Below are 14,097 nucleotides of genomic sequence, written 5' to 3'. Positions count from 1 at the left end.
GGTGGCGTTGTTTATGGCAACAGCAGCAGGTCGAACTGCCGCTCGCTGATCGGAATGTCCATGACTTTCATCCGCTGGCGACCGTCGTCGATGAACACCCAGCAATCTTCATAGAACTCACCGAGCCAATCGCGAAACCGGGCGCTCTCCTCCGGGCCATAAAGCTCCGGTGTGAATTCTGTATGGATCGGGACCCGGCGCCGGAGAAGCGGCTCCATGCTGCGAAACGCCACGGGTTCGAACCCCTCGATATCCGCCCAGACCAGCACGACGTCTTGTTCGGGAATGCCCGCTTCCGCCAGCAGGTCGATCACCGGTTTTACGGGCACGGAGATCTGGACGTCCTTGGCGCTGCGCCGGATCATGCCGCTGCGCCCGTGATTGTCGGGATTCTGAAAGAAATCGAGGATTCCAGCCCGTTCGCCGGCCGCGCAATTCAGTGCGGTGACATCCCCCGCGAGACGGTTTTGAGCGACATTCAGTGAGAGAAGCGCGAAATTGCGAGGATCGGGCTCGACCGTCACAATGCGGAAAAACTGCTTTTCGAGCGCGAAATAGACCGTATGCGTGCCGATATTGCCGCCGAGTTCCAGCAACACGCCATCAACCGTCTTCACGCCCTCGTCAGCCAGGATCTCCATCAGTCTGGCGACATGATCGCGGTCGTAATGGCCCTTCCGGAAGATCTTGCGGCCGATATAGTCACTGGGCGAGAAGGTCATGACATGATCGCCGCAATCGACGGTCATGGAAATGGCGCGCGGTCCGATACCGTGAATGAGCAGCCGCCGGCCCGTCGACGTATCAAAGAAGCGCGTCGCCCATCGATCCCTGGTCTTGGCCCAAAGTTTTTTCCAGCCGTTCAAACCTGCTCACCTCTGATTTTTTGTCTGTTCCCTAGCGTGAAACGCGTCCCGCTTCCAGCCGGGCGTCGACAATGCCGTCGCCGGACTATAGAGGATCACAAAACAGTGATCGGGGACACGCAACATGAGCCGCCTGGACAGTTTCATCCGTCGTCTTCTCGCGCAGCGCGACATTTTGAACGCGATCGCCGAGGATGCGCGGCGTCTGGAGGGGGATGTTCTGGAGCTCGGGTTGGGCAATGGCCGAACCTATGATCATCTGCGCGAATTGTTTCCCGGCAGGCGCATCGTCGCCTTTGATCGCGACGAGCGGCGCGGCCAGATTTCCCGGCCTGACGACGCAGATATGGTGGTCGGAGAAATTCAGGAGACGATCGCACCCTATCTCAACGGGCAGGCAGCGCTCGTGCATGCCGATATCGGAACCGGCCATCCCGATCGCGACGCGGTTACGCTCACATGGCTGCCCAACGCCATGGCCGCAGCGCTCGCTAGCGGCGGCATCGCCGTCAGCGGCCTGCCACTTGAACACGCCGCCTTCGCGCCGTTCCCACAGCCAGAAGGCGTGCCGGAAGGCCGTTATTTTCTCTATCGTCGACTCTAACGCTTGACGTCATTGCGGATCAGGCGTTTCCAGTCGCCGATGAAGTGACGACGCTGAATGTCGTCCTGGGCCGCCAGCAGCGACGGGCCGATGCGGATCGGCCGCCCCACCCCTGACGTCATCAAGTCATCCGGTCCGTCGACACCCGGCGGCATAGGCCTGTCCTCGGCAAAGAAGAATGATTTCTCCCGCGCCACGGCGCGGCCCCTCTCGGACAGCAGATAGTCGAGAAAGCGTTGCCCCAGCGCGGGATTTGTCGCTGCTTTCGGGATCATCGCGCCACGCGACAGGATCAACGTGTAGTCGCGCGGAACGACAATGCCGAGATTGGGATTGAGGCGCGCCGCAGCATAGGCATAAGAACCCAGAACATTATAGGCGATGCGGACACCGCCATTCGAGATCTCGCCGAGCACCTCGTTGTTGCAGCAGCGGATGACAGGGGCCGCGCGGCTAACGCTTTCGATAAGACGTCCATAAGTGGTCGGCGCCTGGCGCGAATCGTTGAAGGCCAGGAGATAGCCGACGCCCGAGGCCTCAATGTCATAGGTGCCGATACGTCCGTGATAGCGCAGCGGGTTGCGGCGCAGGAGGTCGGCGAGAGCCTCATGACTATCCGGCACATCTTCTGCGGGCACGCGAGATCGATCATAGACGAAAACCACCGGTTCGAAAGTGAAGCCGAACACCTCGTCGCGCCAGTTGGCCCATTCCTTGATCCGCGAAGTCGGGAGCGGCTTGTGCGGCTGGGCACAGCCGTCATTGGCCAGCCGCACCAGCTGATCGACCGAGGACGACAGCAGGATATCGCCGCTCCCGGCCTTGTCCGAACAGGCCAATTGCGCCTCGCGGAACAGGTCGTTGGTGACATAGTCGGTCACATCGACAGCGAGGTCGGGCGCGGTGTCCTGAAAGTCCAGGATCAGCGGCCGCATCGCTTCGAGATCGGTGGCGGCATGAATGATCAGGCGGGCGCTTTCTTGGCCGGAGAGCGCCGGAAAGACGGCGCGCTGGCCTTCTATGGCGGCGGCCGGGGTTGCCATCAGCAATGCGGCGAGCCCCGCCAACGCCTTGCGCGGGACCATCATGTCGATTGCTCCTTTGCAAGCGGCAGATCGAGAAACACCGCAAATGGCGCTTCTGGCGACTTTTCCTGAAAACCGATCGCGCCGCCGAGCGCATTGGCGACCTCGGCGGCGATGGCGAAGCCCAGACCGGAGGCAGGCCCCTCGGTGCGCGAGGAAAAGAACCGCTGGGTGACATTCTCCCATTCGGAAACGGGAATGCCAGGCCCGTCATCTTCAACGACCACCCGCGCCCGGTCCTCCACGTTCTCGACCCGAACATCGAGCCGGTTGCGGGCGCCGTGGCGCAACGCATTGTCGATGACATTCACAATCGCCTCGCGCAGGCTCAGCATGTCGCCCACCACCACCGGATCGCCTTCCGCCGGTTCGAAAGACACCACTAGATCCGGATCGACCGTGATCGGGATCGCCGCCCGAAAAGCCGTCCGCGCCGCATCATTCAGCGATAGGGCGACCAATTGCGCAGAATCGAAGCGGTGGATGACCATGGCATGATTGAGGAGTTGGTTGGTGAAGCGCGCGAGCTCCGCCGTCCGATTGCGCACCCGCTCCAGATGCCGGCGATCGTCGGGCGCCAGACTGTCTTCGTTGATCAGGCTGACCTGCGCCGACAGGGCCGTGAGCGGCGTGCGGATCTGGTGGGCGCTGTCGGCCACATAACGCTGCAACAGCTTGATCCGTTCATCGAGCCGGCGAATGAAGTGGTTGATCGCATCCACGAAAGGCAGGAGTTCGCGCGGCGCGGCGGTTCCGATCGGCGTAAAGTCCTGAGGGTCGCGTTTCTCGATCGCTTCGCCGAGATCGGCGACCGGCTTCAGCGAGAACCGAACGGCGAAGGCCGAGCCGACAAGCGCAAGTCCGCTCATGGCGCCCACCAGAATCACCGCCCGCCAGGTAAGTTCTGCGGCGAGCGATTGGCGGGCCTCCGTCGTCTGGGCGACCATCACATAGGTCCAGCCTGGGCCTGAAGCTTGCGTCAAGGCGCGAGCGACGGTGACGATCCTGACCGAAGCGCCACGATAGTCGCCATTTTCAAGACGTGGCCTTGCGCGGCTTTCGTCGAGACCGGCCCGCGTGGTCAGATCGGGGTAACCGGTCAGGGTCAGCCCCTGGGGATCGATGACCCGATAGAAGATGCGGTCGCGCTGGGCGAGACCGAGAAGATCAAAAGCCGAGGGCGGCAATTCGAAATTCAACTGACCCTCGGTGATGATCAAACTATCGGACATCTGGAAGGCGGCGCCCAGCAGCAACCGGTCATAGGCGTCGTCGGCGGCCGCGCGGGCATAAAACCAGGCTGCAGTGACGAGTGCCGCGGCGCCCAGCGCCAATATGGCGGCGACACGCGTCATCAGGCGGGAAAAGAGAGAATCCTTAAGCAGGGTCATCGGACACCAGCTGATAGCCGACCCCGCGCTGGGTGACGATGCGGGCGCTCGCGCCTTCGAGCTTCTTGCGCAACCGGCCGACATAGAGCTCGATGGCGTTCGGGCCAGCCGCCTCTTCGAATCCGAACAGGCGGTCGAGCAGTTCCTCCTTGCTGAAGATCTTGCCAGGCCGTGACGCCAGCACTTCGAGCAGCGTCATTTCGCGGCGCTTGAGCTGAACCTCCCGCTTTCCCACCTTGACGCTCCGATTCGTGCGATCAAGACTGACATCCCCGCACATGATGATGTTGGTGGCTTCGCCGCCGCTGCGCCGCCTCAGCAACACACGCGCCCGCGCCTCGAGCTCCCGGAAATCGAAGGGCTTGACCAGATAGTCATCGGCTCCGAGATCCAGCGCGCTCACCCGATCGTCGATCTCGGAGCGAGCGGTCAGCACCAGCACCGGCACGCTGCTCTTGTCCTTGCGAAGGCGGCGCAGGATGGAGAAGCCGTCCATGCCCGGCAGCATGACATCCAGAATCACCAGGTCGTAATCGGTAAAGTCGAGAATGTCGGCCGCCGCCGCGCCGTCGGTCTGCCAGTCGACGGTATGACCGGTCGATTGGAAACGGCTGCAGATGGCCTCGCCGACGTCATGTGTGTCTTCAACCAAGAGAATGCGCATGGTCTATGCTGTCACGGTCGCAAGGCGCGATCAAGCCGCCTGAAACGCTCCATACGCGGCATTTCCATGCTGCGGCGCCATGACAGCAAGGTGACAGGTTTGCGGGTTAATGGATCGTTATCGGCTCCGAGAGGAGGAGCCGCTCCGGGGAGGAGCACCATCAAAATCGCTGTGAAAGACGGTTCGAACAGGGCCTGTCTTTGCGCGCCTTCTCCCGGAGATCACGCCATTGGGAGAGACATGATGAAGAGATTTTTCGCCGCCGCTTTCGTCGGAGCCAGCCTCGCCGCACTCGGCGCCGCATCAACCGCTTTTGCAGAACCTGCCAAGCCCGAATGCCTGGCCGGCGCAAAGCCCGGCGGCGGCTTCGACCTGACGTGCCGCCTCGCCGCCAATTCTCTGCTCGCCACCAAGCAGATCTCCAAGCCCATGGCTGTGACCTATATGGAAGGCGGCGTGGGCGCTGTGGCCTATAATCACGTCATCGGCAAGCGCGCTCATGACGGCAGTCTGATCACCGCAGCTTCTTCGGGCTCCGCGCTGCTGATCGCGCAGGGCAAGTTCGGCAAATATGACGAAACGGCCGTGCGCTGGCTCGGCGCGCTCGGCGCCGATTACGGCGTGCTCGTGGTCGCCGCAGATGCGCCTTACAAGACGCTGGGCGAACTTGTCGAAGCCTACAAGGCCGATCCGACCGCCTTCGCCATCGCCGGCGGCGGCGCCGTTGGCTCGCAGGATTGGATGAAGGGCTCGCTGCTCGCCAAGGCCGCCGGCCAGGATCCGAAGACCATGCGCTATGTCGCGCTCGAAGGCGGCGGCGCAGTGCTGACCGCGCTCGAAGGCGGCCATGTCAAGGTCGGCTCCGGCGACGCTGCCGAAATGGTCAAGCACCATGTCGCGGGCAAAGTCCGTATCCTCGCGGTGATGTCGTCCGAACGTCTGCCGGGCGAACTCGCCGGCGTGCCGACCGCCAAGGAACAGGGTTTCGATATCGATTGGCCGGTCTGGCGCGGCTACTACGTCGGCAAGGACGTTTCCCAGGCGGATTACGACTGGTGGGTGAAGGCGTTTGAAACCGCTTCCAAGACGCCGGAATTCGCCAAGGAGCGCCAAGAACGCGGCCTGTTCGAATTCACCCTGCTCGGGAAGGATTTCGAGGATCGCGTGAAGTCCGACGTCGCCCGCTTCAAGATCCTCGCCAAGGAAGCCGGCATGTAATCGAGCCCCTCTCCTCCTCCCGAGCCTGGGGCGCCCACAGGTCGGCCGGGGCAAGGAGGAGATCAGGATCGCCAGGCGATCCGTTTCAACAAAAAGAGTTTCTCTAACCAAACTGGAGCGAGCCGATGCCGGACTCCCACCAACCTTCCGCGCGCGCCACGCGCCTCACCGGCCGCATCGCAGCCCTCATTCTCATCGCTCTGGCTCTGGTCTACGGCCTCGGCGGCAGCGTGATCGAATACGCCTTCGCCTCCGATCCGTTAGGGCCGCGCGTTTTCCCGGTGGCTCTAGCAATCGTGCTCGCAGGTCTTTCGGTGTTCTACTTTCTGAAACCCGGCGCCTGCGAAGGCTTCCCAACCGGTCCGCTGCTGGTCAAGGTGCTCGCCATTCCTGTGCTGACCGTGATTTCGATCGCGCTGTTCGAACCCGCGGGCTTCGCCGCCTCGATCTTCGTGCTGACGCTTGGAACCGGCTATATTTTCGGCGCGCCGCTGAAACTCGCGCTGATCGGCGCCATCGGGCATGCGGCGCTCTGGTGGTTCATCTTCTCCTATCTCCTCGAAGTCTATCTGCCCGCCGGCATGTTGTTCGGCTGAGCGAGCCGACCTGAAAGGACATTCGCCATGAATTTCGATTATCTCTGGCAAGGCTTCGCTGTCGCGTTGACCTGGCAAAACCTCATCATCGGCCTCGTCGGCTGCTTCATCGGCACTATGGTCGGCGCCCTGCCCGCCATAGGCCCGATCAACGGCATCGCACTTCTGCTCCCCATCGCCTATACGATGGGCCTTCCGGCTGAGAGCACGATGATCCTGCTCGCCGCCATCTATTGCGGCGCCGAATATGGCGGCCGCATCTCCTCCATCCTGCTCAACGTTCCCGGCGACGCCGGCGCAGTGATGACGGCGATGGACGGCTACCCCATGGCCAAGCAGGGTCGCGCCGGCGAGGCGCTCGCGCTATCAGGCCTCGCCTCTTTTGTCGGCGGCATTGCGGGCACGATCGGGCTGGCTTTCTTCGCGCCGCTCCTGTCGGGGCTTGCAATCGGCTTTGGCCCGGCTGAGTATTTCGTGCTGATGGTTTTTGCCTTTGCGACCCTTGGTTCGATGGTCGGCAGCGCGCCCGCCAAGACGCTGATCGGCTGCGTGCTCGGCCTGATGCTGGCGACCGTTGGTCTGGACGCAACCTCCGGCGCCTATCGCTTCACCTTCAACGAGCCGGAACTGGGCGACGGCATCGAATTCGTGGTGCTGGTCATCGGCCTGTTCTCGATATCCGAAGCGCTGATCATTCTCGAGCATCAGGGCCGCGGCATGACCGTGATCCGCGAACTCGGCCGGATGACCGCGCGGATGAGCGACATCGTCAAATGCACGGGCGCCACGCTGCGCGGCTCGGTCATCGGCTTCATCGTCGGCGTGCTGCCGGGCACTGGAGCTTCCGTGTCGAGCGCAGTCTCCTACACCACGGAAAAGCGCATTTCCGACACCGAAGGCACCTTCGGCAAAGGCGATGTGCGTGGCCTCGCCGCCCCCGAAGCCGCCAATAACGCCACGGCCTGCGGCGCCTTCGTGCCGATGCTCACGCTCGGCGTGCCAGGTTCCGGCACCACCGCCGTCATGCTCGGCGCGCTGATGCTCTACAATATCCAGCCGGGCCCGATGCTGATGGTCGAGCGTCCCGAAATCGTCGGCGGCCTCGTCGCCTCGCTGTTCGTCGGCAACTTCATCCTGCTTGCGCTCAACCTGCCGCTGGTCAACATCTTCGCCCGCGTGCTGACCATGCCGAACTGGATCCTGGTGCCTGGCATCCTGGTTCTCTCCATCGTCGGCGTCTATTCCACGCATGCCTCGGTCTTCTCGATCTATCTGATGCTGGCCATTGGCATGGCGGGCTGGCTGCTGAGAAAGGCCGGCTTCGATATGGCGCCGATCATTCTCGGCTTCGTTCTCGGACGGGTGATGGAAGTCAACCTGCGCAATGCGCTGGCGATCAGCGGCGGCGACATGTCGATCCTGTTCGAAAGCACCATCTCCATCGTGCTCTGGTGCCTTGCAGCTCTTGTCGCGATCCTGCCGGTGTTCCTGTCGCGGCGCGCCAAACGCAGACTCAACGCCGCAGCGGCCGCAGCTTCGGCCGCCGCCCAGTAGGGTTTCAATTCGTCCCCACATCTTACGGACCGGGCCGCATGGAGTGGCCCGGTCTTTTTTTGAGTCCCCGACAAACTCCCCAGCCTCCTATGCGACCTTGGTCGATTTTGCCGCGATAGGTGCTTGCCACCGGCCATTTTCGTTCTATAGTGAGGAAATAATTATTCCGCACAGTAAAGTGTGGTCAAGCATGGGGAACTACAATGACTCTTTCCTGGCGCTTCTCCGCGCTCGCAGAACGACATCGCGCGCTCGGCTCCAAGCTCGAAGACTGGAGCGGCATGGGCACGGCCTGGACCTATGACAAGGACATCTACGCCGAACATGTGGCGATCCGCACCAAGGCGGGTCTGATGGATGTCTCGGGCCTCAAGAAGGTCCATCTGGTCGGCCCGCACGCCATTGCCGTGCTCGACTATATCACCACGCGCGATATGGGAAAGATCTATCCCGGCCGCTCCGTCTATGCCGCCATGCTCAACGAGCGCGGCCATTTCACCGATGACTGCATCGTCTATCGCACCGGCCCCAATTCCTGGATGCTCGTGCATGGTTCCGGCTCGGCGCATGAGGAAATCAACAAGCAGGCCGCAGGCCGCAACTGCGCCGTCCTGTTCGATGACGATCTTCACGATCTCTCGCTCCAAGGGCCGCTGGCGGTGGATTTCCTCGCCAAGCACGTGCCGGGCATTCGCGATCTCAAATATTTCCATCACATGCAGACGACGTTGTTCGGCGCGCCGGTGATGATTTCCCGCACCGGTTATACCGGCGAACGCGGCTACGAAATCTTCGTGCGCGGCCAGGATGCGGGCAAAGTATGGGATACGATCCTCGCCGAAGGCGCGGATATGGGCATCATCCCCTGCTGCTTCAGCGTGCTCGACATGCTGCGCGTCGAAAGCTACCTGCTGTTCTATCCCTATGACAATTCGCAGATGTATCCCTTCGCCAATGAGCAGCCCGGCGACAGCCTGTGGGAACTCGGCCTCGATTTCGTCGTCAGCCCCGGCAAGACCGGCTTCCGCGGCGCGGAGGAACATGCCCGCCTCGAGGGCAAGGAACGCTTCAAGATCTACGGCATGCTGATCGAGGCCGATGGCCCCGCCGATCTCGGCGACGAGGTCTGGGCCGATGGCAAAAAGGTCGGCGTCATCACCTGCCCGAGCTATTCGACGCTCACCAACAAGAGCATGGCGATCGCCCGTCTCGACGTCGACAAGGCGGTCCACGGCACGCCGCTCGAAGTCAAAGGCAAGGGGATGCAGGCAAAGGCGATCGCGCATCAACTGCCCTTCGACGATCCCGAGAAGAAAAAGCGCACGGCGATCGGCTGAGGATCGCGTCATGTTGGTTGAAGGCATCAAGAGCCGCCCTGTCTATCACGGGATCGCGGCGGACCCTCGCGCGCGCCGACATATCTTCGTCCTCGAAGGTGAAGGCGCCCGCGCTCTTCTGGAGCAAGAACCCAGCCTGACGCCGGCGATCCTGGCGTCAACGGAAATCCTCTATGTCGCCCGGGGCTCCGCCGGCGAGGGACATGTCGAGGCGCTCTCGGCGCTCGGCGCCGATGTCGCCTGGACGGCGCCGACGGTCGAGACGTTGCTGTTCCGGCTGAAAGCCATGCTGGCCGTCGCTCACATGGGAACACGGCTCTACATTTCCGGCACGGAAGGCTTCATCGGCAAGGCGATGCAGGTCGCGCTCGACCAGGGCATGGACTATTCCACCATTCCCACCGAACATCGCGGCTCGCTCGCCCGCCGCGTTCAATGCGTCCATTGCAAGGGCGTCACCGAGGACGTCGCCACGACGCCCTTCACCTGCAGCCATTGCGGCCTGTCTCTCCTCGTCCGCGATCACTATTCGCGACGGCTCGGCGCGTTCCAGGGCGTCTGCATCGACGCCGAGGAACCGGGCGTCAGGCCGGAACCGGAGGCGCTGTTCCTATGAGCAAGACCGATCTTTCCGTTCGCGTGACCCGTGTCGAAGCCGTAGCCGACGGTGTGAAGCGCTTCCGCTTCGAACATGTCGAAGGCAAGCCCTTGCCGGTCTTTTCAGGCGGCGCCCATGTCGTAGTGGCGATGCGCGATTACGATCACATCCGGCGCAACGCCTATTCGCTGATGTCGGATCCGGCCGACACCTCGGCCTATGAGATAAGCGTATTGCGTGTGCCGCTATCACGTGGCGGCTCCATCTTCATGCATGACCGGGTTCATGAAGGCGATGTGCTCACGATCAGCCAGCCGGTAAACTTGTTTCAGCCGGATTGGCGCGGCCGCAAGCATATCCTCGTCGCCGGCGGCATTGGCATCACGCCCTTCCTCGCGATGATGGCGCAGTTCGACCGCGAAAACATTGCCTTTGAGCTTCACTACGCAGTCCGCTCGCGCAGCCGGGGCGCCTATTGCCAGGATCTGACCGCCCGCTACGGCCATCGCGTCAAGATCTATGTGGATGAGGAGGGATCGGCGATCTCGCTCGACGCGCTGTTCGCCCGCCAGCCGCTCGGCTCGCATCTCTATGTCTGCGGTCCCGGCGGCATGATCGACGCGGTACTCGCCGCCGGTCTCGAGGCTGGCTGGCCGGCGCATAATCTTCATTCCGAACGCTTCCTAGCGCCGCCGCCGGGCAAGCCCTTCTCGGTGGATCTCCTGCGCAGCGGAGTCTTAGTGCCGGTCGGCGCGCATGAGAGCATTCTGGAAGCGCTGGAGGCGGCGGGCGTCGACGCTCCCTATCTCTGTCGCGGCGGAGCCTGCGGGCAATGCGAGACATCAGTCTCGGCCTGCAACGGCGTGATCATGCACAACGACGTGTTCCTGACCGATGCCGAAAAGGCGTCTGGGAAGAAAATCATGCTCTGCGTCTCCCGTTTCGAGGGGACGCGGCTGCAACTCGATCTCTGACGGCGCCCGAGCGCAAGGAGGCCCGATCCATGGCCATCGTTTTCAAGCAGGAAACTTTCCGCAACGACTTCACCTATCGCAACAGTCCGGGAAACATCCGGCGCTTTCCCTTCCCGTTCCACGAGGACGGCTACATGTATTCGGTCAATATGGAGCCGCATGTGAAGGGCAGAGCGGGCACCGTGTTCGAAAGCCTGATCGACGTCGACGAACATTATGTCTCGGAAATGGCCGACCGGGCGATGGTGCTGAAAGAGGACCCGCTGCGCTATCAGGCGCTGCCGCATATGATGCAGGCGCAATGGGATACGCTCGAACTCCTGATGGAGCAGCAGGCGGCCGGCTATCCCGAGCATTTCACCCTGACCAAGGACGGCGACCGCTGGCGTTGGATCAATCGCCCCCTGGGCATCGACGACACGTTCACCTTCGGCGACCCCACCACCCTGCCCTATGAGCCGCTGGAATACATCTCCCGCCAGACCCAGGGCGACATCTGCGTTGTCGACCAGCGTGACGGCAATCTCTGGATGGACGCCGGCATGGTGACCACCCAGGCCGATTGGTCGCTCGATTTCGACATCGGCATGAATTTCATGGAATGGCATGGCCCGGTGCCGCTCGCCCATCAGATCGGCGTGTTCGAACGCGCGCTCAAATTCCTGCTTAATCTTCAGCAGGGACAGCCGACGCGCCGCTTCAACTGGACGATGACGATCAATCCGCGGCTCGACACCAGCCCTGAAAACTATCCCAAATGGGGCAAGGACCGCACGACGGTCACCTCCGAGAACGTCGGCGAAAAGGTGCATCTGCGGGTCGAATTGCAGAGCCTCTGGCGGCTGCCGCGCTCCAACGCCATCCTGTTCGTGATCCGCTGCTATCTCATGAACATGGAGGAACTGGTGACAGTCCCGAAATGGGCGCGCCGTTTCCACCGCGTGCTCAAGACTCTGCCGCCCGAACTCGTCGATTACAAAGGCCTGCCCCGCTTCCGCGACACGACTATCGACTGGCTGTCCCGGTATGATGACGGCGCGCCGACCAGTCCCGGCATCTTTCCCGACTGATCGACCATCCCCTGGGATGGCCGACGATTTCGATATCTCAATGCTAGAAGAGGGGGGAAATCCCATGACCAAAGTTGCAGTGATCGGGGCCGGTCCATCCGGTCTCGCAGTGTTGCGCGCATTTCAATCCGCCGCCGCCAAGGGCGCCGAGATCCCCGAAGTGGTCTGCTTCGAGAAACAGTCCAATTGGGGCGGGCTTTGGAATTACACCTGGCGCACCGGCGTCGACGAGAATGGCGAACCGGTGCATTGCTCCATGTATCGCTATCTCTGGACCAATGGCCCCAAGGAAGGTCTCGAATTCGCCGACTATCCTTTTGAAGAACATTTCGGCAAGCAGATCGCCTCCTACCCGCCGCGCGCGGTGATGTTCGATTACATCGAAGGCCGCGTCGTCAAGGCGGGCGTCCGCGACTGGATCCGCTTCTCGACCGTGGTGCGCTGGATCGAATATCATCCAGAAACCGGCGATTTCAGCGTCAGCGTCCACGATCTTGTCAAGGACAGCGTGACGACCGACCGCTTCGACTATGTCATCTGCGCCTCGGGCCATTTCTCATCGCCGAACGTGCCCGAATATCCCGGTTTCTCCACCTTTAACGGCCGCATCGTGCATGCCCACGATTTCCGCGATGCGCGCGAATTCTCCGGCAAGGATGTGCTGGTGGTCGGCGCGTCCTATTCTGCAGAGGACATCGGCTCGCAATGCTGGAAATATGGCGCAAAGACCGTCACCTCCTGCTACCGCTCAGCGCCGATGGGCTTCAACTGGCCCGACAATTGGGAGGAAAAGCCTGCGCTCGAACGGGTCGAAGGCAAGACCGCCTTTTTCAAGGACGGCACGAGCAAGGATGTCGACGCCATCATCCTCTGCACCGGCTATCGCCATTACTTCCCGTTCCTGCCCGACGATCTCCGGCTGAAAACCAAGAACCGGCTGGCGACCGCCGATCTCTACAAGGGGGTGGTCTTCGTCCACAATCCGAAGATGTTCTATATCGGCATGCAGGACCAGTGGTTCACGTTCAACATGTTCGACGTCCAGGCCTGGTATGTGCGCGACATCATCATGGGCCGCATTGCGATCCCCGCCGACAAGGAGACATTGCTGGCGGATGTTGCGGATCGTGAAGCCCGCGAAGACGCCTATGACGATGTGAAATCCGCGATCAAATATCAGGGCGCCTATGTCAAGGAACTGCTGGCGGCGACCGATTACCCTGAATTCGACGTCGATGGCATGTGCAAGGCGTTCTTCGAATGGAAGCAGCACAAGGTCGACGGCATCATGGCGTTCCGGGACAATTCCTACAAATCCCTGCTGACGGGGACCATGGCGCCGAAACATCACACGCCGTGGAAGGACGCGCTCGACGACACGATGGAGGTCTATCTTCAGAACTGAAGTTGATGGCGGGAAACTGACGGAACGATCAGTTTCCCGCTGTTTTCGACAGGGCATTCACGGATTTCTAAGCATTTTGCGGAAGAAATAATTCATCATAAAATTCATTTCTCAGGTGTTTCATGGATTTCCAGACCAGCATACTCGGGCGCATGAATGGGGTGCTTTACCGCTGCAAGGCGGACGCCGAATATACGATGTTGGAAATCACCGACGGCATCCAGAGGATCTTCGGCTATCGCGCCGATGACCTGATCGGCAACAAGGTCAGGACCTTCACCTCGCTCATTTCCGAGGAAGACGTGGCGCGGATGGACGAAACCGTCGGCGCGGCGCTGGAAAAGCGAACCGACTGGACCATGGAATATCGCATGCGCCATGCGGACGGGCATCTGATCTGGGTGACGGAAACAGGCGGGGGCGTCTGGGACGACAATGGCGAACTGATGTATCTCGAAGGCAGCATCATCAACATCGAGTCGCTCTACCAGCGGATCGACGCGCAGACATCGGAAATGCGGGTGACGGCCTCGAAGACCGGCGAGATTCTCCATTCACTGAGATATCTGAAGATGCTCGCCGTCAATGCCGGCATCGAAGCCGCCCGCGCCGGAAACGCGGGTTCAGGCTTCGCCGTGCTCGCCGCCGAAATGCGTCAGCTGGCGAATGCCTCGGAAGAGGCGGCTCGCGCCATTACCTCCGCACAGAAGCGGGCGAGCTGATCTGCTCGCCCAA

The 14,097-nt window shown here is 61.7% G+C and carries 14 protein-coding genes; 10 read left to right on the top strand and 4 right to left on the bottom strand.

The genetic code is table 11. From position 1 onward, the window contains the following. Positions 1 to 11 precede the first annotated feature (11 nt). On the bottom strand, positions 12 to 866 hold the full coding sequence (locus M2360_RS08535) for an FkbM family methyltransferase (protein ID WP_280774411.1): 855 nt from the start codon (positions 864 to 866) through the stop codon (positions 12 to 14). A 124-nt stretch (positions 867 to 990) separates the two neighbouring features. Here M2360_RS08535 and M2360_RS08530 point away from each other — a divergent pair, with 124 nt between their 5' ends. Then, positions 991 to 1,470 (top strand): class I SAM-dependent methyltransferase, encoded by a 480-nt coding sequence (locus M2360_RS08530; protein ID WP_280774409.1) that lies wholly within the window; start codon positions 991 to 993, stop codon positions 1,468 to 1,470. On the opposite strand, the gene M2360_RS08525 is transcribed toward M2360_RS08530, so the two are convergent. From M2360_RS08525 to M2360_RS08515, 3 genes are read right to left on the bottom strand one after another with little or no spacing between them, the layout of a single operon-like run. Continuing rightward, positions 1,467 to 2,558, bottom strand: a complete 1,092-nt coding sequence (locus M2360_RS08525) for an ABC transporter substrate-binding protein (protein ID WP_280774407.1) — start codon at positions 2,556 to 2,558, stop codon at positions 1,467 to 1,469. The genes M2360_RS08530 and M2360_RS08525 overlap by 4 nt on opposite strands. Next, the gene (locus M2360_RS08520; protein ID WP_280774405.1) at positions 2,555 to 3,946 is read right to left on the bottom strand and encodes a sensor histidine kinase; all 1,392 of its coding nucleotides are present in this window, start codon (positions 3,944 to 3,946) and stop codon (positions 2,555 to 2,557) included. The genes M2360_RS08525 and M2360_RS08520 overlap by 4 nt, the downstream gene beginning before the upstream one ends. Further along, on the bottom strand, positions 3,933 to 4,610 hold the full coding sequence (locus tag M2360_RS08515) for a response regulator transcription factor (RefSeq protein ID WP_280774403.1): 678 nt from the start codon (positions 4,608 to 4,610) through the stop codon (positions 3,933 to 3,935). Before M2360_RS08515 ends, M2360_RS08520 begins: the two co-directional genes overlap by 14 nt. 243 nt (positions 4,611 to 4,853) lie before the next feature. Here M2360_RS08515 and M2360_RS08510 point away from each other — a divergent pair, with 243 nt between their 5' ends. The 9 genes from M2360_RS08510 (at position 4,854) to M2360_RS08470 (ending at position 14,084) form a co-directional block, all read left to right on the top strand. Next, positions 4,854 to 5,828, top strand: a complete 975-nt coding sequence (locus M2360_RS08510) for a tripartite tricarboxylate transporter substrate-binding protein (RefSeq protein ID WP_280774401.1) — start codon at positions 4,854 to 4,856, stop codon at positions 5,826 to 5,828. 125 nt (positions 5,829 to 5,953) lie between these two features. After that, the gene (locus tag M2360_RS08505) at positions 5,954 to 6,424 is read left to right on the top strand and encodes a tripartite tricarboxylate transporter TctB family protein (RefSeq protein ID WP_280774399.1); all 471 of its coding nucleotides are present in this window, start codon (positions 5,954 to 5,956) and stop codon (positions 6,422 to 6,424) included. Positions 6,425 to 6,451: 27 nt separating this feature from the next. Next, a complete protein-coding gene (locus tag M2360_RS08500) occupies positions 6,452 to 7,978 on the top strand; it encodes a tripartite tricarboxylate transporter permease (protein WP_280774398.1) in 1,527 nt (508 codons plus the stop codon). A gap of 203 nt (positions 7,979 to 8,181) precedes the next feature. Further along, the gene (locus tag M2360_RS08495) at positions 8,182 to 9,315 is read left to right on the top strand and encodes an aminomethyltransferase family protein (RefSeq protein ID WP_280774396.1); all 1,134 of its coding nucleotides are present in this window, start codon (positions 8,182 to 8,184) and stop codon (positions 9,313 to 9,315) included. A gap of 10 nt (positions 9,316 to 9,325) precedes the next feature. Then, entirely contained in the window at positions 9,326 to 9,931 is a 606-nt protein-coding gene (locus M2360_RS08490; protein WP_280774394.1) for a dimethylamine monooxygenase subunit DmmA family protein, read from the top strand. Further along, the gene (locus tag M2360_RS08485; protein WP_280774392.1) at positions 9,928 to 10,887 is read left to right on the top strand and encodes a PDR/VanB family oxidoreductase; all 960 of its coding nucleotides are present in this window, start codon (positions 9,928 to 9,930) and stop codon (positions 10,885 to 10,887) included. Before M2360_RS08490 ends, M2360_RS08485 begins: the two co-directional genes overlap by 4 nt. A gap of 29 nt (positions 10,888 to 10,916) precedes the next feature. After that, entirely contained in the window at positions 10,917 to 11,957 is a 1,041-nt protein-coding gene (locus tag M2360_RS08480; protein ID WP_280774391.1) for a DUF3445 domain-containing protein, read from the top strand. Between the two features lie 64 nt (positions 11,958 to 12,021). Next, positions 12,022 to 13,362 (top strand): NAD(P)/FAD-dependent oxidoreductase, encoded by a 1,341-nt coding sequence (locus M2360_RS08475; protein ID WP_280774390.1) that lies wholly within the window; start codon positions 12,022 to 12,024, stop codon positions 13,360 to 13,362. A gap of 122 nt (positions 13,363 to 13,484) precedes the next feature. Next, a complete protein-coding gene (locus tag M2360_RS08470; RefSeq protein ID WP_280774388.1) occupies positions 13,485 to 14,084 on the top strand; it encodes a PAS domain-containing protein in 600 nt (199 codons plus the stop codon). The last annotated feature ends 13 nt before the right edge of the window (positions 14,085 to 14,097 follow it).

It is taken from the genome of Rhizobium sp. SG_E_25_P2 (assembly GCF_029892285.1).
Classification (GTDB): domain Bacteria; phylum Pseudomonadota; class Alphaproteobacteria; order Rhizobiales; family Rhizobiaceae; genus Rhizobium_E.
The sequence above is the reverse complement of the archived record's forward strand: the minus strand, read 5'-3'. Positions and strand labels throughout refer to the sequence as shown.